The following is a 19,820-nucleotide window of genomic DNA, read 5'->3' on the forward strand; positions in this document are numbered from 1 at the left end:
CTATAGAGAATGTTTTTAAACGATAATATATAGACTACGAAGGAAACATTATATTATCTATTATATATTCCACAAGTCTTAGATTTTCATCACTTCTAATTAGCTTGGGTACATTAGTCAGTAAATCTCCTTTAATAATTTCTCTACAATCAGAAAAGTTAAAAGAAACATTATCCATCTCAACAAAAAATCCTGAACCTCTATTTGTGTAAAACAAATAATAAACCTTGCTCATGTCATTAGAAAGACCGGTCAATAGCACATTAGGCATTAAAACTCTAAAGTTTTTTAGATAATTCTCTAGCTCATTAGGTAATCCTTCTTTGCATATAAGCCATTTTGATTTACAATCCTCGCTCGTTTTTTCTTGACAAGCCATTTTTCCACCTATTAAATAATTCATTTAAGGAATTTATTAATCCCAGCCTATATTTGTTATAGCGGTGAAAAAAGCATGAAATTTTTAAGGTGCAAACCGGATCAAGTTCCAACGGGAGTAGGTAAAAAGGTTGCAATTATCGGCGCTGGAACAGCCGGTTTAGGTGCTGCAGGTATTCTAAGATGTAAAGGTTACCAAGTTACAGTTTATGATATGCTACCTGAGCCTGGAGGTATGTTAATATTTGGAATACATGTTTTTAGAATACCAAAGCCTCCAGTTAGAGAAGGAGTTAAGGAATTAATGGATGCAGGTGTAGAGTTTGTTCTAAATACTAAAATAAACGCCAATATAAGCTATGGTATAATGGATAAAATAATAAGTCCAAAGCAATCAATAGATCTCGAAGATATAATAAAAGAACATGATGCAACATTAATTGCAACAGGTACATGGGAAAGCAATAAAATGAACGTTAAAGGAGAAGATCTACCATGGGTTTTCCCCTCTATGGAATTTATTGTTGCAACTCATTTAGCAAAGTTTGGTTACAGACCATGGGATATAGTTCCTAACCTATCAGGAAAGATTTTGGTTATTGGAGGAGGATATACTGCTGAAGATGCAGCATATATACCCATAACTTATGATGAATTTAAGAACAAGATTTCAAAAGTAGTTCTATCATATAGAAGAAGTAAAAAAGAAGCACCAATGGGAGTAATGGAAATGAACAATATAGAAGCCGCAGGCGTAGAAATATGGGAACTAACAGTACCTACAGAGTTTAAAGAGGTTAATGGAAAAAGGATTGTAAGACTGATTAGAAATCAACTAGTCCATGCACCTGGCGAGAAGAGACCTAAACCAGTTCCCATACCAGGCAGTGATTTTGAAGCTGAATTTAACTATGCATCAAAAGCTGTTGGTGAAAGACCCACTGCACCGTTAACAAATAATTGCTGTGGAATTACATTGACAGATTGGGGAACAATTGTAACTGATAAGAATTTGATGACTACGAGAAAAGGTGTTTTTGCTGCAGGAGACGTTGTTCATGGCCCATCACAGCTTGGACCTGCACTAAAAAGTGGAATGGATGCAGCAAATGCTATAATGAAATATTTATCTAATATCTAAAAAACACTATTTAATAAACCGCCATCAAAGGGGATTGATGCCCCACTTATATATGTGTTTTTACTTATTAAATAATTAACCAATTCACCTATTTCTTCCGGTTTTGCCATTCTTTTCAAAGGTATGCCGCTTTCTATTTCATTTATTATATCTTCTTTGTTTCTTCCTTCATTTTTTGCCCTAGAATTTACAATCTCTTCAACTCTTTCCGTTTCAATCCATCCAGGCATTATCATATTTACCTTCACTCCATATTTTCCTAGCTCTTTAGCTAAACTTTTCGTTAGCCCAGCTAATGATATTCTTACAACATTGCTCAATATTAGGTTTTCTTGTGGTTCTTTTATTGCGAAGCTACTTAAATACACAAATGAACCTCTGCTTTCTTTTATGTATGGCAATGAAAATTTAGTTATCCATATAGCACTTAAAAGTAATGATCTAACAGCTTCGTCCCATGCATCTAGTTGAGTGCTTTCAAAATTACCGGGTTTTGGTGGTGGGGCCACATAAACTAACGCATCTAACCCTTTTAGTATGTTTACTGATCTATCGACTAAATTTTTAACATCATTTAGATTCCTAAGATCTGCAATTATTCCATAAACCTTACCATAATTTTTCAAGTTATTTAGGGCTTTCGTTAAATTTTCTCCATTATGGCCTGAAATTACCACTTCATTATTATATTGCAATAAAACTTTAGAAATACCATACCCAATTCCTTTTGTTGAAGCTGTAACAATAACTTTCATTGAGAGCACCAATAAATATAACTATAAAAGAAAAATAAAAGGATTTATAATATTAGTTTAGGTAATGTTAATGCTTTTTGATACCTTTTCTCTACATCATCCCAATTTACTACATCCCACCATTTATCTACATAACTTCCTCTATCGTTTTTATACTGTAGGTAATATGCGTGTTCAAATACATCACAGGCAAGCAATGGAACTAAATTCATTGTTATTACGCTATTATGTTTCTCTACCTGTGTTATTTTAAGATCTCCCGTAACAGGATCTAAAGCTAATATAGCCCATCCAACTCCTTCAACTAACTTAGCAGCATCGCCAAAAACCTTCTTGAATTTTTCGAATGACCCAAAGTTCTTATTAATTGCATCAGCTATTTGACCTCCTGGAGTTCCACCACCTTTACCTGTAGGAGCCATATTTAACCAATATAGCGTGTGAAGTACATGGCCTCCATAGTTAAATTCAAAATCTCTTGATACTGCTCTTACATCTAAAGTAGTTTCTTGACCATTTAGGTATTTCTCTAGTTTTTCTATAGCAGCATTTGCTCCATTAACATAAGCTAAATGATGCTTATCATGATGGAATGTTAATATGTCCTTACTTAATACTGGCTCTAACGCATCATACGAATAAGGCAATGGAGGAAGCTCATATCTCTTATATGATACCATACTATATCGCCTCATTTATATATCTTATTCATACTAGATTTTAAGTTTTAATATAAACTTTTTCTGATTAGAATCAGTTTTAGAAAATGTTTGGGAAGAACATCTTCTTATCGTCTAAAGAGACTTCCTTTAACTTAATTTTATATACATCCTCTATTATTTCCTTCTTTAATACGCTCGTTGGATCACCATACGATTTAACTTGACCATTTTTTAATAACAAAATCTTATTGGAAACGTTAGCATAATATATTTCGTGCATTGTAAATACAACTGTTATTTTCATTTTTACTGATATATCTTTTATAAATGTAAGTATTTTTGCCTGATTAGTTATATCAAGAAAAGCCACAGGCTCGTCTAACAAAATTATCTTAGGATCCCTTGCAAAACAGCCTGAAAGCAAAACCAACCTCTGTTCTCCACTACTTAAATTACTAAAAGGAGTTTTCAAATAGTTTTTATCGAAAAAGTTAAAATACCATTTCCTAACTTTATTTATATCATCTTTGCTAATGAAGAACTTTTTATCATTACCATAAAGCTGTGCCAAAAGTATATCTTCCACGTTAGCATATGGATCTATATTTGGATTAGCTGGTAAATATGAAATGATATTTCTCGATTCTTCAGGCGGTTTACCATATAACAACACACTTCCATAAGTTGGTTTTATTAAGCCGGCCATTATTTTAAGCAAGGTAGTTTTACCAACTCCATTAGGGCCTAATATTGCTAGTATTTCTCCTTCATTTAAGCTAAAATTTATATCCTTAATAACTTCCTTATCTTTTATGAAGTATGAGATATTGTTTACATAAATACTTTCCATTAGAGTCTACCTCTATATTTTAATGCAAGATAGATTAAAACAGGTGCCCCAAAAATGCTAGTTATAGCCGTTAAAGGTGCTTCACTTGGATAAATAACAAGCCTTGCCAATATATCGCTAAAAATAGCTAAAAGAGAGCCAGTTAAAAGGCTCATAACTAACGCTTTCCCAAAGTTACTACCAACGATAAGTCTTGCCATCCAAGGCGCTGCTAATCCAATAAAGCCCACAGGACCTGCCATTGCAACTAGTGCTGCTGTTGATAAAGAAGCAGCTATTACTGATATTATTCTAATGTAAGATACTTTAACACCTAAACTTCTTGATAAATCTTCACCTAGCATTAAAGTGTTTATAGCTTTCCAGTTATAAAACATAATTATCAATGAAATTATAACTAATACAGAACTTCTTTCTAACGTATTAAGTGTAGTAAAAGATACGCTACCGAAAAGCCAAAATAAAACGCTTGGTATTCTTGGACCTAATTTTATCATATAGATCGTTGTTAAACCGCTCAACAAATAAGATAAGGAAATTCCAGCTATAATTATAGTTGTTGAAGAAGATCTAAAAATCGCAGATATTAGTAGGACGAAACCAAGACTTCCTAGTGAACCTATCAATGCAACAAAATAGAGTTGATAATATGAATAATATCCAAAGTATGCTGCTATAGTTACTCCAAAAATTGCTCCAGAGCTAATTCCTAATAAATATGGATCTGCTAACGGATTTTTCAAAGTGTATTGTAGAGTTAATCCTGACGAAGATAATCCTATACCTAAAAGCAATGCAGCTAATGTTCTCGTTAGCCTATAATTTAATATATCTCTATAAGTTGATTGAAGTTTAATTCCAAAAATTGCTTGAATGACCTGATCAAAACCTACTTTTGAATAAGGACCAGTTGATAAAGATATCAAAAAAGAAATAGGCAATAAAAAAACTAAAATTATTGAAATAATGTTATTAACAGATATTTTCATTAAGTTCGCCTATTTGTTTATTGGAAAACTCGTTGGAGAAATATTAGTGGGAACACTTGTAATGTTAAATAAGCTTGGATGTGTTATCATCATAAATAATTTGACTCCATATACAACTAATGGTCCAGGCTCATTTAAATAATCAGAATAATATCCATTTATTAAATAAACCCTATTGTATTTAATTGCAGAAATATTCATATAAGCATTACCTATTGAGCTCTGAAGCCAATTAATCAGATCCGTTTCATTTATTAAACCTCCATTACTATCAATTATAATTACACTTGGATTAGCATTTAATAATTCTTCAGGACTTATAACCGGCCAACCAGATAGATTTGAAAACACATTATTATTTCCAGATAGCATAATCATATCATTTTGAAAGGTATTTCCCCCTGCAACATAAGTAGGATTTATCCATAACAAGTATGAAACATTTTGAGGCGTAACATTGTTTGCCAAATATCTAAAATAAGATATATTTGACGACATAGATTCTACTAAACTAACAGCTTGTTTGACATTACCTGTAGCTCTTCCTGCCATGATAATTGCATTATAAAGATCACCTAAGGAATTATAAGATGGCAATAATATTACAGGTATTCCATAATTTTTTAATATATTAGAAACTGAAGAAAATTCCCATTCATATGTCCCTATAACTAAATCGGGCCTAGCAGACAATATTTGTTCTATATTTGGTTCTGAATATGTACTTCCTATATTAATTATTTTGCCGCTGTTATACAAACTAGTTAATTCATTTTCATATTGGGGAGGTAAATAATAAAGACTATCATTATCTACGCCAACTATTTGATTAGTAGCATTTATTGCTAATAATATTTCTGTAGTAGCAGGATCCAACGAAACTATCCTAGTTGGATATGTTGGTATTGTAACGGTTGTATTTGTTGCATCCAATATAGTAACAGGAAAGTTATTTTGAACTGCAAGAGAATTAATTTTCTGTTCTAAGTATAAAACTTCGCTATTTATGCTCGAATTAATATTATTCACATTATTTTTTAAAGATCCGACTTCAACTGCCAAACTAGCTAATTTTTCATTAAATGTTTCTTGCGTCTTGTTGTTATAAATTGCAAGTGTAGAATTTAAATTATTTATCTCTTTTTGCATTTCATTATACAATAAAGCCATAGATAGTCCAAGCGCTCCAAACCCAATGATTACTATTATCAAAATTGCTATGATCAAATTACTCGTTTTCACACTTTCACCCCTGGATACCCTATCCAGTTATTACTCATTAATAAATCTTTCTTATTACTAAATATATGCAGGTGTGAGTACGTGGAGAAAATTATCGAAATAGCGAATGAAGTCTCAAGAGAAAAAGTTAGAGGAGCTTCTTGGAGCGCTGAAGCTATGGCTAAAGCAGTCTACGAATTAGGTAAAGCAAAAGCAGTTTCATGTAATGATATAAACGAAATATCAAAAGTTATTGTTAATGCTAATCCAGCTATGGGAAGCCTATATAATTTATCATTAATACTTAAAAATTCATGCGATTTAAAAAAAGAATTATATCTTGCTGCACAAAAATTCTTGGAATATATGAATTTATCAAGAAATTCTATAGTTAGATATAGTAATGAATTGTTTAGAGAAAGCGCTAATGTCTTTACTCTTAGCAATAGCAGCAACGTTTATAATGTTATCAAGGAGAACAAAGATAAAATAAACAAAGTTTTGGTTGCTGAATCTTATCCAGGAGGAGAAGGAGCTATTTTTGCAACACAAATAAAAAGCTTGGGTATAGATGTTGAATTATATCCAGATGCATCTATAAGCAATGCTATTGAAAAGTCAAGTTTTGTATTAATTGGAGCGGATACAATAACTATTGATGGATGCTTATTTAATAAAGTTGGGACTAAAAATGCAAGTATAATAGCAGGTTATTATGGAAAACCGGTTATAGCTGTTTTTGAACCCTTCAAAATTAACCCTATTATGAAATGCGATCAGGATATTGCCATAGCAAGATCATATCTAATACAAGGATACGGAGAGCTTTCATATAGGCTTTTTGATCATTTACCTAATAACTTACTTGATGGAATATTAAGCGTTAATGGCCTTATAGATCCTTCAGGTTCCAATTTAAGTAGATTGCACGAATCTTTTTTAAATTGGTTTACTAACATTTAAACTTTTAAACTGATAAAATAGTTATTAATAAAGTGGGTTCATTTGACTTTAGTTGTTGCAATAGACAGATCAAATACTGAAGATGGAAAAGATATAATAAGTATTTTAAATAATATTTGCAATATGGTTGCAGGAGTAAAGCTAGGAATGCCATTATTATTAAAACACGATCTTAACCTTTTGTCTAACATAAGGAAAATATGCAGGAATAACTTAATTATAGATTTAAAGTTAGCAGATATTGGAGAAGTTATGGTAGAGACGGTAGAACTTTTTAAAAACTATGCAGACGCTGTAATTGCTCACTCATTTATTGGCAAAAATGGCGCATTAGATAAATTAAAAAATTATCTTGATGAAAATAATATGAAATTAATACTAGTCGGTTCTATGAGTCATAAAGGATCTGAAGAAATTTATGATAAGGAAATAGGTAATATAATAAAACTAATAAAAGACATAAATCCATGGGGAATTGTTCTGCCAGCAACTAGACCTGAAATTATAAAAGTATTTAGAAGAGAACTTGGAAATGAAATAAAGATTCTTTCTCCCGGTGTAGGGGTTCAAGGAGCTAGACCAGGATCAGCACTTTGCTATGGTGCAGATTATGAAATAATAGGCAGATCAATTATGAATTCTCCAGATCCAAAAGAAGCTACAAAAGTTCTAATATATGAACAGAAAAGGGGGATGTATGAGTGCAAGAAATAAAAAATATTGATATATTTTCTAAGGTTTTATATGATACCGGATCTATAAAAGTTGGAAAATTTTTGTTAGCAAGTGGAAAAAGTAGCTCAATATATATTGATATGAGAAAATTGCTTGGAAATGCTGATGGGTTTAAAATGATAGGTAATCTATTAAGTCAAAAGGTCAATGAATTAAGTAAACATGAAAAACTAGATGTTATTGCTGGAGTTGCAACAGGTGGAATTCCTTGGGCTTCAATAATTGCATATCTAAACTCGATACCAATGGCGTACATAAGACAACCTAAAGGCCATGGAACTGATAGTAAAGTAGAAGGGGCCGATGTGAGCAATAAATACGTTTTAATAGTTGATGACGTTTCAACTACAGGAGGCAGCATAATAAATTCCATAAACACAATTAAAATGCAAAAAGGTATTGTTAAATCTTCCTTAGTTATAGTTGATAGGGGCGAAGGAGCAATTGAAAATTTAAAAAAGGAAGGAGTCGATTTACATTATTTATTTTCTTTAAAAGATATTTTAAATAGTTTGCTTAATCAGAAATTAATTGATGTGGGTATTTATAATAGCATAATTTTTGAGCTTTATGGTGATTAATATGGGTTGGTATAATAAAGACGTGGTGAATATTTTAGATTTTAGTAGGGAAGATATTGAACTGCTTTTTTCAAAAGCTGATGAAATGAGAGAGCAATTAAAAGATAAAAGTGTTAAGAAAACATTAAGCAATAAAATAATTGGTATTGCATTCTTTGAACCATCTACAAGAACTCGTATGAGTTTTGAAACTGCCGCAAAAAGACTTGGAGCAGATACAGTAGGTTTTACTGGAGAAGAAGGGACTAGTGTTGCTAAAGGAGAAACATTTGCAGATACAATTAAAATGATTGATTCTTATGTAGATGCTATAGTTTTAAGGCATAAATTTGAAGGGGCAGCATTGTTCGCATCAGGTATAGCTCAAAATCCAGTTATTAATGGTGGAGATGGCAAATCCCATCATCCTACTCAGGCCATGCTTGATCTATATACTACAAAAACACTATTCGGCGAAATAGATGGACTCACATTTGCTTTAATAGGTGATTTAAAGTATTCAAGAACTGTTTCTAGTCTAATCTATGGATTATCTATGTTTAAACCTAAAGAAATCATATTAATATCACCTCAACAGCTTAAGCTGAGGGAAGAAATTAAACTGTTTGCTGTAGATCATGGATTAAAGATTAGAGAAGAAGAAAACATTGAAGCTATTTCTGAAGCAGATATAATTTACGTAACTAGGATTCAAAAAGAAAGGTTCCCAGATCTCCAAGAGTATGAGAAAGTTAAAGGTAGTTATAAAATAAATAAAAAAATACTTGAAACACATGCTAAGAAAACTGCTAAAGTTTTGCATCCATTGCCAAGAGTTGATGAGCTAAGCCCAGATGTTGATAATACAAACTATCAAGCATATTTCTTGCAAGCAAGTCTAGGAGTTCCACTAAGAATGGCTTTATTATCTTTGGTTTTGGGAGGTGATTAAATGTGGATACGCGCAAAGATGAAAAACTCCTTGTAAGTAAAATAGAAAATGGGACAGTTATTGACCATATTAATTCTGGTCGGGCCTTAGTTGTATTAAAAATTTTAAACATAAAAGGCAACGAAGGATATAGAATAGCTATTGTTATGAATGTGCCCAGTACTACTATGGGTAAAAAGGATATAGTAAAGCTTGAAGATTACTATCCGAACTCAGAAGACCTAGAAAAAATTAGTTTAATTTCTCCAAATGCAACTATAAACATAATAAAAGATTATGAAGTTATTAAGAAATACAAAGTAGAGATACCTAATAAAATAAAAGGTACACTAAAATGTAATAACCCGACATGCATAACAAGAAAGTCTAATGAGCCAATAACAAGTAGCTTCACTTTGCTAAGTAAAGATAAGATCAAACTTCAATGTGATTATTGTGGATCAATATTAACTGAGGATGATGTAATTAAGGAGCTTATTGGCGAATCTCAATGAGCCTAATAAGCTCAATTTGTGGAATGCTATATGACAGCAGAGGCTTTTTAGGAGATGGATGTGTTAATATTAATGAAAAAGGTTTTATAGAATCTGTATCAAAGATACCAAAATCTGAAAAATCATTTAATTTTAATAAATACATTATTGGCCCAGGTTTAATAGATCTCCACGTTCACTTAAGAGGCTTAGATCTTTCTTATAAAGAAGACGAAGAAAGTGGAACAAAATCTGCCCTTCAATCCGGAATTACTCTAGTGGTTGACATGCCAAATACAAGGCCAAGACTTGATAATCCAAAATCTATAAAATTAAAACTTAATTCTTTAAAAGAAAAAAGCTATACTGATTATAGTGTTTATTCATCTATTCCAAAAAACACAAGTGATATAGAAGAAATATTAAAGTTACCTATTGCAGGCTTTAAGATATACCCAGAAGATTTAGGAAGTAAAATAGAAATAATCAAAGAAGTTTTAAATTTGAATAAACTTATTATACTACATCCTGAAATGCCCGAGGCTGAAAGAATTAACGATGAAGAAAACATTTCAAGAGGTATATTAAGAGGTTGTAATTTAGAAAGCGCTTCAGTACATTATTTACATAAAGTAAATAATCGTGCAAAAATACATGTTACTCACGCTAGTTGCCCTTCGACTGTATTTGAGGCAAAAAAATTTGGCTATACTGTAGATGTAACACCTCATCATCTTTTTTATAATAGCCATAATCAAGGATGTTATTATAGAGTAAATCCGCCCCTTAGAGATGAGACTACTAGACAGAATTTGTTAAAATTGTTCTTAGATGGATATGTTGATGCATTATGTAGCGATCACGCTCCACATTCTTTAAAAGAAAAAGAAAACTTTAAAACATGCCCTTCAGGTATTCCTTGGCTAGGTACTTGGCCGTGGATTATATTTAGGCTTGTAAAATATAATTTAATTAGCATACAAGGTTTCTTTTACTATATGTCTTATTCACCTTCAATAATTTTGAACCTAAAGAATTATGGGCTAATAGAAAAAGGATATAGAGGGAATATAATAGCTATTGATAAAGATAAAGTGTGGAGATTTACCAATACATTTAGCAAAGCTCCTTACTATGGCCATTTCTTAGAAGAAAATTATGGATTTGTTAAAAGCGCTTTTATTGGAGGTAAATTAGTTTTTGATGAAAACGGTTTAATAGAAAAAACTGATACAATTAATCCATTTAATAATTTTAGTTAGATAAACTTGTACCTTAAATAAAAAATTAGAAGATTATGAAATTCCTAATTATTACATTAAAAATCTGTATTTTACTATATAATTCTAATCTCTAAAAACAATGATTTCTTTTAGATGTTCAATTTTACATTAAACTATCAAATCAATGATTTTCTAATCCTTTTTTGACCTTCGATGACCTTTGATAAATAGTTATTGCCCCAAGTATTGCTATTACCAATACTATTATATTAGCTATTAACTTTAAATTAAAAACAGCAAATATTGATGCTATAAACAAAAGAATTAACCTTTCACTTCTTTCCAATAATCCTACTCCTTCCATCTTAATCCCCAATAATTCACCTTTTGATCTTGCATAGCTTACAACTTCGGAAAATCCTAAAGCAATTATGGATAAGTAAGGATTAATGCCGGCAAAAATTAATGCCAAAAAGAAGAGCATATCAGAGATCCTATCAGTCAAAGAATCTAAATATGCCCCAAATTTTGTTGTTTTATTAGTAGCCCTTGCAATAGCTCCGTCCACTACATCCATAAGCCCTGAAAGTATAATCATTATAGGAATTGTAATATAAAGCCTATAGTACGCCAATATTGGGGCAATTATTGCAAATATAAAGCCTATCAATGTAGCTCCATTAGGCGTTAAACCTATTTTTGATAAATATTTTCCAATAGTCTTTGGTAATATCTCGTTAACGTACTTTCTTAATTTTCCGAGCAAAATAATTACCTCATGTATATCTTCCTGCATTAATGCTTAATATATGTCCAGTTATTCCCCTAGAAAGCTTTGGGTCTGAAAGGAAAAAGACTGATTCTGCAACATCTTCTGGCTTCAAAATAATTTTTAAAGGATGTAAATCTATAATACTTTTTTTCCTGTTTTCATCTTTTAATACATCAGCGACCATATCGGTATCAACAAAGCTTGGAGCAACAGCATTAACTCTTATTCCGTATTTTGCTAATTCGTTAGAGAGCCTTTTAGTAAACCCTATAACACCTGCTTTAGCAGCCGAATAAGATACCCCTCCATAAACGCTTCCAGTCTGACCTGCGATACTTGATATATTAACTATTGAAGCCCATTCAGATTTTTTTAATAAATTTAACAAATCTCTTGTAACTAAAAATACCCCAGTCAAATCAATGGATATAATTTTATTCCATTCATCAAGTGTCATCTGTTCAAAAGGCGTATAACTAATTACACCAGCATTGTTTACCAAAACATTTACGTGATCTACTATAGAATTAACGTTTTCTGCAAAATTTCTAACACTTTCTTCATTGGAAACATCAACTCTAAAACTATGTGCATTGGCAGCTCCAATTGATTTTAGTTCTTTTATTGTCTCTTCAGCTCTTTCTTGGTTGCTATTAAAAGTAATTATAACTTCATAACCTTCTTTAGAAAATCTCTTTGCTATAGCTTTTCCTATACCTCTATTTCCGCCTGTTATTATTATGACATTATTCAATTTAACCCCCTATAATATTTTAAGAGTTAGATTTAAATTTTTAATACAGCCCTTCCAATCAATTTTCCAGTTATCATATCATTATATGCATTATTTATTTCATTTAAACTATATGTTTTATAAAATGGCTTTATTTTTCCTCTACCTATAACATCTATAGCTTCTTGATATTCCTTCTTTGTATAAGCAGCTGAGCCAATAATACTAATTTCATTCATTACAATAAATGCTGGTCTCATTAAGTTTATAGTTTCACCAGATATGTTACCTATTAAAATAAGTTTACCTTGTTTTTTCAGAGAAAGCATGCTTTCATTTATAGTTAAACTACCAACAATTTCAAACACTGCATCTACTTTTCCACTTCTCTTATAAAAATCAAAGGATGTAACAGGTATAACATTTAGATCCTTTAATATTTTTGCCTTTTCTTCGTTTCTAACATAGGCATAAACCTCATAAAAATCAGATAGATATTGAATAGCATGTATACCTACACCCCCGTTAGCCCCTGTGACTAATACCTTAGATCCCTTATCTAAGTGAGCTAAATTATTCGCATGAATTATTGTTGCAACTCCACAAGAAGCCGCAGCATATTTTTCGTAATCATTATTAGGTAATTCTATTAAATTCCAATATGGTACAGCTATTAATTCGCTATACCCACCAAAATCTTTTTCACCTATTATAGAATAATCGTTGCAAAGATTCTCTTTCCCTTCCATTAATTCTAAACAACTCTTTCCTACTTTTGCTGGAAAAACTGCAACACTTTTACCCTTATATTCTCCAAATATCTCATGACCTAATATCAACGGTGGCTTTAAATTCTTAAAGCCTCCTTTCCATATAACTAGGTCTCTCCCACATATCCCAACAGCTTTTATATTTACAATAACCTCATTCTCTTTTGGTTCAATATTGATCTCTTCTATAGAAAAGGGTTTTTGAAACTCTTTTAATATTGCAGCCCTGCTTTTCATATCTATCACATAAGTAATAATTAATAATTAAAGATTATAAAAATTAAAGCTAAGAAAAATCATTATAATTTTTCACAATAATTTATAAACCTAAATGCAAAACCTTGAAAATCATATATATTCCTACAACAACTATAATTACACCATAGGCTTTTTGCAAAGTATTTTTGGGAGCTTTTACTGCTAAAGAAGTTCCAATGTAACCTCCTAGTAAGCCTCCTATCAAATATAACAAAGATATTGAAACTATTGTATCACCATAATGTAAATATAATAAACCACTTGCTAATCCAAAGGTTCCAACACTTATTAATGAAGTTCCTATTGCCCTTGATATGCATAAAGAAGCTGAAAACATAAGCGCTGGGACTATTAGAAATCCTCCTCCTATACCAAAATATCCGCTAACAAGACCTACAACAAAACCAAATAAACCAACTAATATTAATGATCTTGATGTTAGTTTTTTACATTTGCTAACAGATTCATTAATTCTTGGTATTTCTTCATGAGTCCCTGCTTTTACTGCATTTCTTCCAAATCCCACATAAAATCCTAATATTATCATAGCTATTGCAAAATAAAGCAAAAGGCTGCTACCTGGGGTTATATGACCTAAATAAGTTCCTATTAAGGATCCAATAACCCCCACTCCCGCAAAAACTCCACCTATTTTTACAGCTACATTCCTTTTTCTCAAATGCATATAAGAATTTGCAAAAGCATTTAAACCAACAGCTAAAGCGGTTGTTCCCAACGCTATATGTGCTGCATTAGGCATATTGCTTAATCCCACAAAGTAAAGCAAAAGAGGAACAGCAAGTATCGAACCTCCACCGCCAATTAAGCCAAGAGAAAAACCAACAATAACACCAGAAACTATAGATAACATATATTGATCTAATGTTATCATTTTTCATCACTTTTACAAATTAAAATTAATAGATTCTAGAGTAATATAAAGTTTTATGTATTTAAAATTTATATTAAGTTTTCTGCTTAATATTAAATTATGTCCCAAGATTTTAATTCTTTTATTAATTCATTATATGCAATTATTCTTGATACATTCCTCGTCCCAAGAGGACCCGGCTTTTTCATAAAGAATCTGTTTACTGATGGGCTTGTTCCTTTATAACCTCTATCTATCAAAGCTTTAGTTATTGGAATAACTGATGCCATAACTCCTCCGAGATTTGCTTTATCATTTATTCTTCCAGTAACGACTATTTCGTCTGTATATCCTCCAAAGCTTTTATATTCTATGTGCATTGCTATAAACTTCTTATCCCCTAAGGGCTCTAAGAAACCTGTTGGCTTAATGTAATGAGGAGCATCGTAACCAAGTATATCATTCACTATGCTCCCTTTCGTATTTTCTTTAGATTTATTCCTTTCAGGTTCTGTTAAGCTTAAGAAATCCATATTACCCCCTATATTAAATTGAACAACAGACGAAACCTTTCTATTCCTTTCAGCCATATGCTCCAATAAATCTGCGGTAAGAGGTGTTGCGCCTGTTGCGGCATCGTCTCCAAATATTAGGCCTCCAACTTTTTCATAATAAGATACTATACCAGGCGAATTAGCTAATAAAGGAGGTGTTAAATTAATGAATGAAACCTTGTTATATAGCCTGCTATATTCAGCTGCTGCATATGCATAAGTCAATGAAGCTCCTCCATTACAACTACTCGCTAGTCTTATAAATTCAGATTCATTATTTACTTGGACTTGTTTTTCTGTAGTAATTATATTAACGATTACATCTGGTTTAAGCTTATCAAGCAAAGAAATAAACTCTTTTATAGCAATATTAGGATCCCCTATTATGTCATCAAGTCCAGTAGCATCTATAGGCAAACCTGCTAGGCTCTTGCAATGTAACCCCCTTAGAATCTCAATGTCTTTTAATGAATTAGGAACATTGTTTTCGTTTAATAATTTGCTTGTTACAGAATGCATATCAAGTCCAATTTTTTTATTATCTACCTCAAAAACGCCAACTATTTGTATATCTTCAGGCCTATAAGACTTAAATAAGTTTCCAAAGGGGATACCATAATTATCTATTTCACCCATCTTTAACCTTTCAATTCCAGCAGCAAAGTATGCTGCGCCTGGTCCAGCACCTAATAGCACAGTTCTAATTGGCAACTCTCACACCTTATCTTTTTATTAATATATAGTAACAGATATAAAACCTTTCCGTTTTTGAAAGATAGTTTTGAATTATTTAATTCATAGCAATTGGTAATTCTTTTATTTGCTTAATGCTTCTCCTGCGGCAACCTCTGGAGTGAAGCTTATGTATTGAACCATACTTCCCCTTATGAGTATTTTTCCTATTTTGGCAATTACTTGTTTTCCATCTTTAACTTCTATAGAATCATCTAATATCAGATTCATAGTAGAATCTGTCATCTTTAGCGTGCCTACAAACTCGCTTCCATCTTTTAGCCTAACATAAACCTGAGTATCTATGGCATCTCTTAAATACTTCATGGGACTAACTGCTTTATTTTCTCCTGGCATCTTATACACCTTTTACCATTCTCATGTTTTATTTGTAGGGAAGAATATATTAAAGCTTATATATTCCATTAATTCGTTTGTTCCATTTTGCCATACTTCTTTATTATTTCATATAATCTCTTTGGATTCTTAGAATAGAACCTTAACTTAGTTATTGTTCTTTTGCCTTCTTTTACTATTTCTACAAACCTTCTTTCTTCATTAAGATTCACATTAGTTTCATTTGGTAATGGAAAAGCTATCCCTTTTGTTGTTAACATACCTTTTATTACAATGCCTTTATCTGTAACAGTATATTGTGATGGAACATTAACCATAGGTAGTTTCTTTATCCTGCTTACAGCCCACATGGTATTAAGCATGTTAATAGCGAAATAACCTTCGAAGTATATTAAGAAACCTAGGAATAAATCTATCCTATAATCAGCTATATAGTTTCCTAAAAACCTTGATAAATCGGGCACATATTTAAATAACACAAAGAAGTATATTAATCCTATGAACATGCCTATTGTTGTATACATAGTGAAACGTGATTGTTCTTGAAAGTCAAGCATAACCTGCTTATCTTTAACTTGTATGCTTCTTGTTTCAGGCTCATGATAAAGTCTTTTACCTTGTAGTACCTCATTGGCTTTAGTATTTTTCCCTATCGGGCTTCCACTTAAATAACTTTGTAAAAACATGCTTATTATAACAAACACTATCACTAATATAAACAACATATAATTAACTCCTATTATTGCAGCTAAAATTGAATATACTATTATATATGCTTGATTTAACAGTGTTGATTTCCACCTTTGTTCAACGTAAAATGACATTCTTTTCCCCCTAACTTGCTTCTATACTTATTTTATCTTTTTCACTTTTTAAATTCAAATCAACAGATTTAAATTATTATAATTGAGCATAAAATTAGGGATCAATATGCAAATTAAATCAGGATTAGCCATTGTTGGTGAAAACCTAGATGTAATAAACAATGTGTGTATCAATATAAACGAAGATGGAATTATTGAATCCATAGGAAAATCCAATAATTGCAATAATTATGTTGGTAACGGAAACCTAATAGCGATTCCTCAACCGGCTAATGCACATGTACACAGCGGAGATAACAACTTTCCAGAATATGGAGTTAAAGAAGGGCTTCATGAATTGGTAGCATTTCCTAATGGCTTAAAACATAAGCTTTTGAATTCTTTAAGTTACGAAAAACTAATAGAGGGTATATCTTCATTTTATAATACAGCCTATAATATGGGAATAGGATTACTAGTGGACTTTAGAGAAGGAGGAGGTATAGGATGCAAAGCATCAAAGGAGGCATTAAAATATGTAAAGGATATGGATGTAATCGTATTAGGAAGACCTGGCCCTGAATTTCCAAATAATTGTGATGGTCTTGGAATATCAAGTCCTGTTGACTATAAAGAAGATTATGTTATAGATCTATCAAAGAAATTCAAGCCTTCTATGACTCATGTAGCGGAAGATGAAGAAACGAGAAAAAGCAATGACTTTGAGATTGCAATTAAATCAGATTTCAATGCATTAATACATGGCCTTTATTTAAATGAGGATGATTTCGAAAAATTATCATATAAAAACATTTACTTAATATTTTGTCCTTCTAGCAACATGTGGCATGGGATGAAATTCCCCCCTATAGAACTATCTTTAAAATATAATGTGAAGTTTGCAGTAGGGAGCGATAATGCTTCTTGGTTCCTGCCAGATGTTTTTAGAGAAACATACCAGCTTCTTTTAATTTTAAGGCTAAAAAGAATCAGAGGAGAGGAAGTAGCTAAGGAATTAATGAAATCACTATATATTAATGGCTATAAATCTGTTGGCCTTGAACCAAGGTTGATAGAAGAAGGTAAACCAGCACATTTTTTACTAATAGATGGCTACAATTCTGGTATAATGAATTCAATTAATATTTATAATTCAATAATAAAAAGAGTTCAACCTAGTTTTATAAAATTTAGAGTAGATAGAAGCAATATAAAAAATTTAGGTTTACTCTTTTCCTAGACCTGTATCAATTAATTTTTTTAAATTTACTGTATCTAAAACGTTTCCTGTAATTTTCAACTGCCTGGTCATAAAAGCCTTCATAGAGTCAAGTTCTCCACTTATTATTTTTTTCATGACTTCTGGCTTTGCTGAAAGGGTTGCTATTGGATTTTGATGCCTACCGCTTGAAATTTTTATTTTCCCTCCTGAGATTTCTACATAAAATTCTCCATCACCTTCTATAATGAACTGATAAACCTTATTCCAAGATTTAATTTCTGGTACCTTCTCAGAGGCCTTCTCATAAATTCTTTCTAATGCATCCTTCATTTCATCTAGAGACATTTTTTCACCCATTTTTTATTTTTATTTATAAGATTAATTAATGTTATCTTAATGTATTAATTCATAACAAATCATTTAGCATATTTATATATCCCTATTAATTGAGTTTATTTTTGTTTAGCAAAATAAGATTTCATTTTATATAACTATATCGACATCATTTATTGCCATATAGTTAATAAAATATTTAAAATAAAAATTAATATAAAAGATTATAAACAACTCATTTAGATTAATATTAAACATAGCAACATGAAGAATATAAACGCTCATTTAATTATTTTATACAGAGGTGTATAAAGTGGGAAGAAAGGTAGCAGTTGTAGGTATAGGCCATTCAAAATTTGGTGTTAGAAATGATGTAAATATAGCGGAGCTTGCTTGGGAGTCAATAAAACAAGCTTTTGAAAGCGCTAATTTAGAAGCCAAAGATATTGAGTACGTTTCTGTTTCAAATGTTGGAGGTTGGAGCGGGGAGCCCTTACCAGCTGTAGTTGTTTCAGAATACGCAGGTCTTACTGGGAAGCCTTTGTATAGAGTTGAGGCTGCTTGTGCAAGCGGAAGTTCTGCCGTATACAACGCTTACAATGCAGTATCATCAGGTCAAGTAGATATAGCTATGGCAGTAGGAGTAGAGAAAATGAATGAAAGTCTTACTCCTACAGTAGTTGAGTTTATTGGTAGAGCTGGGAATTATTTCTGGGAATTTGAAAACTTTGGCCTTACATTCCCTGGATATTATGCGTTATATGCAACAGCTTATATGTCAAAATATGGTGCTACAGAAGAAGATTTATGCCAGGTTGCCATAAAGAATCATTATTATGCAAGCTTTAATCCAAAGGCTCAATTCCAAAGAAAGATAGACTTACCGACTTGTATGAACAGCAGATACATTGCATGGCCCCTTAAACTCTTTGATGCCTCGCCAATAACAGATGGAAGTGCTGCTGTTATATTAGCAAGTGAGGAGGTTGCTAAGAAATTAACTGACTCCCCTGTTTGGATACATTCTGTTGGAGCAGCATCAGGGAGTGCAAACTTATCGAAGAGAAATGACTTCACAGGATTAGAGGCTGCAAATATAGCTGCAAAAATGGCTTATAAAAAGGCTGGCTTAGAAAGCGAAAATACAGCAAAATTCTTTGATGTAGCAGAAGTTCATGACTGTTTTACAATTGCAGAAATAATGGCATATGAAGATCTAGGATTTGTAAAAAGAGGAGAAGGATATAAACTAGTTAAGGAAGGGCAAACTTACATAGGAGGTCTAATACCTGTTAACCTTAGCGGCGGCTTAAAGGCAAAAGGGCATCCAATAGGAGCTACTGGCGTTAGTATGGTAGCAGAGCTATCTAAGCAATTGCTAAATAAAGCCGATAAAGGCAGACAGGCAACAATAAAGAATGGAAGAGCAATCGCTCATAATGTTGGTGGAACAGGCCATTATGCGTATGTAACCATATTGGGCTTAGATAAGCCTAAAGATTGAGGTGAAAGA

Annotated in this window: 23 protein-coding genes; 9 read left to right on the forward strand and 14 right to left on the reverse strand. The window is 31.8% G+C overall.

Features of this window, described 5'->3' with window-relative positions:
- Positions 1-34: 34 nt before the first annotated feature.
- A complete protein-coding gene (locus tag ACP5GV_RS03825; RefSeq protein ID WP_428068852.1) occupies positions 35-379 on the reverse strand; it encodes a hypothetical protein in 345 nt (114 codons plus the stop codon).
- A 75-nt stretch (positions 380-454) separates the two neighbouring features.
- Between ACP5GV_RS03825 and ACP5GV_RS03830 the strand changes: the two genes are divergently transcribed.
- Positions 455-1,519, forward strand: a complete 1,065-nt coding sequence (locus ACP5GV_RS03830; protein ID WP_292319634.1) for an FAD-dependent oxidoreductase — start codon at positions 455-457, stop codon at positions 1,517-1,519.
- Here ACP5GV_RS03830 and ACP5GV_RS03835 read toward each other — a convergent pair.
- The 5 genes from ACP5GV_RS03835 to ACP5GV_RS03855 form a co-directional block, all read right to left on the reverse strand.
- Positions 1,516-2,274: an SDR family oxidoreductase gene (locus tag ACP5GV_RS03835; protein ID WP_428090204.1), complete on the reverse strand. Its 759-nt coding sequence runs from the start codon at positions 2,272-2,274 to the stop codon at positions 1,516-1,518. The genes ACP5GV_RS03830 and ACP5GV_RS03835 overlap by 4 nt on opposite strands.
- 44 nt (positions 2,275-2,318) lie before the next feature.
- Positions 2,319-2,954 (reverse strand): superoxide dismutase, encoded by a 636-nt coding sequence (locus ACP5GV_RS03840; protein WP_292319636.1) that lies wholly within the window; start codon positions 2,952-2,954, stop codon positions 2,319-2,321.
- Positions 2,955-3,033: 79 nt separating this feature from the next.
- Entirely contained in the window at positions 3,034-3,786 is a 753-nt protein-coding gene (locus ACP5GV_RS03845) for an ABC transporter ATP-binding protein (RefSeq protein WP_428068850.1), read from the reverse strand.
- On the reverse strand, positions 3,786-4,775 hold the full coding sequence (locus tag ACP5GV_RS03850; protein ID WP_428102357.1) for a FecCD family ABC transporter permease: 990 nt from the start codon (positions 4,773-4,775) through the stop codon (positions 3,786-3,788). Before ACP5GV_RS03850 ends, ACP5GV_RS03845 begins: the two co-directional genes overlap by 1 nt.
- Before the next feature lie 9 nt (positions 4,776-4,784).
- Positions 4,785-6,017: an ABC transporter substrate-binding protein gene (locus tag ACP5GV_RS03855; RefSeq protein WP_428068846.1), complete on the reverse strand. Its 1,233-nt coding sequence runs from the start codon at positions 6,015-6,017 to the stop codon at positions 4,785-4,787.
- Positions 6,018-6,098: 81 nt separating this feature from the next.
- On the opposite strand from ACP5GV_RS03855, the gene ACP5GV_RS03860 reads away from it, so the two are divergent.
- The 6 genes from ACP5GV_RS03860 to pyrC are packed head-to-tail and all read left to right on the forward strand — an operon-like array spanning position 6,099 to position 10,941.
- Positions 6,099-6,959: a hypothetical protein gene (locus tag ACP5GV_RS03860; protein WP_292319640.1), complete on the forward strand. Its 861-nt coding sequence runs from the start codon at positions 6,099-6,101 to the stop codon at positions 6,957-6,959.
- Between the two features lie 42 nt (positions 6,960-7,001).
- Positions 7,002-7,673 carry an orotidine-5'-phosphate decarboxylase gene (gene pyrF / locus ACP5GV_RS03865; protein WP_428068844.1) on the forward strand — a complete coding sequence of 224 codons (672 nt, stop codon included), beginning with the start codon at positions 7,002-7,004 and terminating at the stop codon, positions 7,671-7,673.
- Positions 7,661-8,275: an orotate phosphoribosyltransferase gene (pyrE, locus tag ACP5GV_RS03870; RefSeq protein ID WP_428068842.1), complete on the forward strand. Its 615-nt coding sequence runs from the start codon at positions 7,661-7,663 to the stop codon at positions 8,273-8,275. Before pyrF ends, pyrE begins: the two co-directional genes overlap by 13 nt.
- Position 8,276: 1 nt before the next feature.
- A complete protein-coding gene (gene pyrB / locus ACP5GV_RS03875; protein WP_428068840.1) occupies positions 8,277-9,206 on the forward strand; it encodes an aspartate/ornithine carbamoyltransferase family protein in 930 nt (309 codons plus the stop codon).
- Between the two features lie 2 nt (positions 9,207-9,208).
- Entirely contained in the window at positions 9,209-9,700 is a 492-nt protein-coding gene (pyrI, locus tag ACP5GV_RS03880; RefSeq protein WP_292319644.1) for an aspartate carbamoyltransferase regulatory subunit, read from the forward strand.
- The gene (gene pyrC / locus ACP5GV_RS03885) at positions 9,697-10,941 is read left to right on the forward strand and encodes a dihydroorotase (RefSeq protein ID WP_428102359.1); all 1,245 of its coding nucleotides are present in this window, start codon (positions 9,697-9,699) and stop codon (positions 10,939-10,941) included. The genes pyrI and pyrC overlap by 4 nt, the downstream gene beginning before the upstream one ends.
- 142 nt (positions 10,942-11,083) lie before the next feature.
- On the opposite strand, the gene pgsA is transcribed toward pyrC, so the two are convergent.
- The 7 genes from pgsA to ACP5GV_RS03920 form a co-directional block, all read right to left on the reverse strand.
- Positions 11,084-11,698: an archaetidylinositol phosphate synthase gene (gene pgsA / locus ACP5GV_RS03890; RefSeq protein ID WP_428068835.1), complete on the reverse strand. Its 615-nt coding sequence runs from the start codon at positions 11,696-11,698 to the stop codon at positions 11,084-11,086.
- A complete protein-coding gene (locus ACP5GV_RS03895) occupies positions 11,679-12,428 on the reverse strand; it encodes an SDR family NAD(P)-dependent oxidoreductase (RefSeq protein ID WP_428102361.1) in 750 nt (249 codons plus the stop codon). Before ACP5GV_RS03895 ends, pgsA begins: the two co-directional genes overlap by 20 nt.
- Before the next feature lie 32 nt (positions 12,429-12,460).
- A complete protein-coding gene (locus tag ACP5GV_RS03900; protein ID WP_428102363.1) occupies positions 12,461-13,414 on the reverse strand; it encodes an alcohol dehydrogenase catalytic domain-containing protein in 954 nt (317 codons plus the stop codon).
- An 82-nt stretch (positions 13,415-13,496) separates the two neighbouring features.
- Positions 13,497-14,327 carry a sulfite exporter TauE/SafE family protein gene (locus ACP5GV_RS03905; protein WP_428068831.1) on the reverse strand — a complete coding sequence of 277 codons (831 nt, stop codon included), beginning with the start codon at positions 14,325-14,327 and terminating at the stop codon, positions 13,497-13,499.
- A gap of 92 nt (positions 14,328-14,419) precedes the next feature.
- On the reverse strand, positions 14,420-15,571 hold the full coding sequence (locus ACP5GV_RS03910) for an inositol-3-phosphate synthase (protein WP_428068829.1): 1,152 nt from the start codon (positions 15,569-15,571) through the stop codon (positions 14,420-14,422).
- Between the two features lie 105 nt (positions 15,572-15,676).
- The gene (locus ACP5GV_RS03915) at positions 15,677-15,949 is read right to left on the reverse strand and encodes a U6 snRNA-associated Sm-like protein LSm6 (protein ID WP_292319651.1); all 273 of its coding nucleotides are present in this window, start codon (positions 15,947-15,949) and stop codon (positions 15,677-15,679) included.
- 68 nt (positions 15,950-16,017) lie between these two features.
- Positions 16,018-16,773: a DUF2208 domain-containing protein gene (locus ACP5GV_RS03920; RefSeq protein ID WP_428102366.1), complete on the reverse strand. Its 756-nt coding sequence runs from the start codon at positions 16,771-16,773 to the stop codon at positions 16,018-16,020.
- Between the two features lie 106 nt (positions 16,774-16,879).
- Between ACP5GV_RS03920 and ACP5GV_RS03925 the strand changes: the two genes are divergently transcribed.
- Positions 16,880-17,992, forward strand: coding sequence for an amidohydrolase family protein (locus ACP5GV_RS03925; RefSeq protein ID WP_428102368.1), 1,113 nt, complete (start codon positions 16,880-16,882; stop codon positions 17,990-17,992).
- Here the strand turns inward: ACP5GV_RS03925 and ACP5GV_RS03930 are convergent.
- On the reverse strand, positions 17,978-18,319 hold the full coding sequence (locus tag ACP5GV_RS03930) for an SCP2 sterol-binding domain-containing protein (RefSeq protein ID WP_428068825.1): 342 nt from the start codon (positions 18,317-18,319) through the stop codon (positions 17,978-17,980). The genes ACP5GV_RS03925 and ACP5GV_RS03930 overlap by 15 nt on opposite strands.
- A 301-nt stretch (positions 18,320-18,620) precedes the next feature.
- On the opposite strand from ACP5GV_RS03930, the gene ACP5GV_RS03935 reads away from it, so the two are divergent.
- Positions 18,621-19,811 (forward strand): thiolase domain-containing protein, encoded by a 1,191-nt coding sequence (locus ACP5GV_RS03935; RefSeq protein ID WP_428068823.1) that lies wholly within the window; start codon positions 18,621-18,623, stop codon positions 19,809-19,811.
- Positions 19,812-19,820 lie beyond the last annotated feature (9 nt).

This window comes from Caldisphaera sp., assembly GCF_049974385.1.
In the GTDB taxonomy this organism is placed as follows: domain Archaea; phylum Thermoproteota; class Thermoprotei_A; order Sulfolobales; family Acidilobaceae; genus Caldisphaera.

What these genes read in the sequence shown, in the direction of transcription:
- ACP5GV_RS03825 (WP_428068852.1), bottom strand. Translation starts at nt 379, where the DNA reads ATGGCTTGTCAAGAAAAAACGAGCGAGGATTGTAAATCAAAATGGCTT.
- ACP5GV_RS03830 (WP_292319634.1), top strand. Translation starts at nt 455, where the DNA reads ATGAAATTTTTAAGGTGCAAACCGGATCAAGTTCCAACGGGAGTAGGT.
- ACP5GV_RS03835 (WP_428090204.1), bottom strand. Translation starts at nt 2,274, where the DNA reads ATGAAAGTTATTGTTACAGCTTCAACAAAAGGAATTGGGTATGGTATT.
- ACP5GV_RS03840 (WP_292319636.1), bottom strand. Translation starts at nt 2,954, where the DNA reads ATGGTATCATATAAGAGATATGAGCTTCCTCCATTGCCTTATTCGTAT.
- ACP5GV_RS03845 (WP_428068850.1), bottom strand. Translation starts at nt 3,786, where the DNA reads ATGGAAAGTATTTATGTAAACAATATCTCATACTTCATAAAAGATAAG.
- ACP5GV_RS03850 (WP_428102357.1), bottom strand. Translation starts at nt 4,775, where the DNA reads ATGAAAATATCTGTTAATAACATTATTTCAATAATTTTAGTTTTTTTA.
- pyrB (WP_428068840.1), top strand. Translation starts at nt 8,277, where the DNA reads ATGGGTTGGTATAATAAAGACGTGGTGAATATTTTAGATTTTAGTAGG.
- pyrC (WP_428102359.1), top strand. Translation starts at nt 9,697, where the DNA reads ATGAGCCTAATAAGCTCAATTTGTGGAATGCTATATGACAGCAGAGGC.
- pgsA (WP_428068835.1), bottom strand. Translation starts at nt 11,698, where the DNA reads ATGCAGGAAGATATACATGAGGTAATTATTTTGCTCGGAAAATTAAGA.
- ACP5GV_RS03900 (WP_428102363.1), bottom strand. Translation starts at nt 13,414, where the DNA reads ATGAAAAGCAGGGCTGCAATATTAAAAGAGTTTCAAAAACCCTTTTCT.
- ACP5GV_RS03905 (WP_428068831.1), bottom strand. Translation starts at nt 14,327, where the DNA reads ATGATAACATTAGATCAATATATGTTATCTATAGTTTCTGGTGTTATT.
- ACP5GV_RS03915 (WP_292319651.1), bottom strand. Translation starts at nt 15,949, where the DNA reads ATGCCAGGAGAAAATAAAGCAGTTAGTCCCATGAAGTATTTAAGAGAT.
- ACP5GV_RS03920 (WP_428102366.1), bottom strand. Translation starts at nt 16,773, where the DNA reads ATGTCATTTTACGTTGAACAAAGGTGGAAATCAACACTGTTAAATCAA.
- ACP5GV_RS03925 (WP_428102368.1), top strand. Translation starts at nt 16,880, where the DNA reads ATGCAAATTAAATCAGGATTAGCCATTGTTGGTGAAAACCTAGATGTA.
- ACP5GV_RS03930 (WP_428068825.1), bottom strand. Translation starts at nt 18,319, where the DNA reads ATGTCTCTAGATGAAATGAAGGATGCATTAGAAAGAATTTATGAGAAG.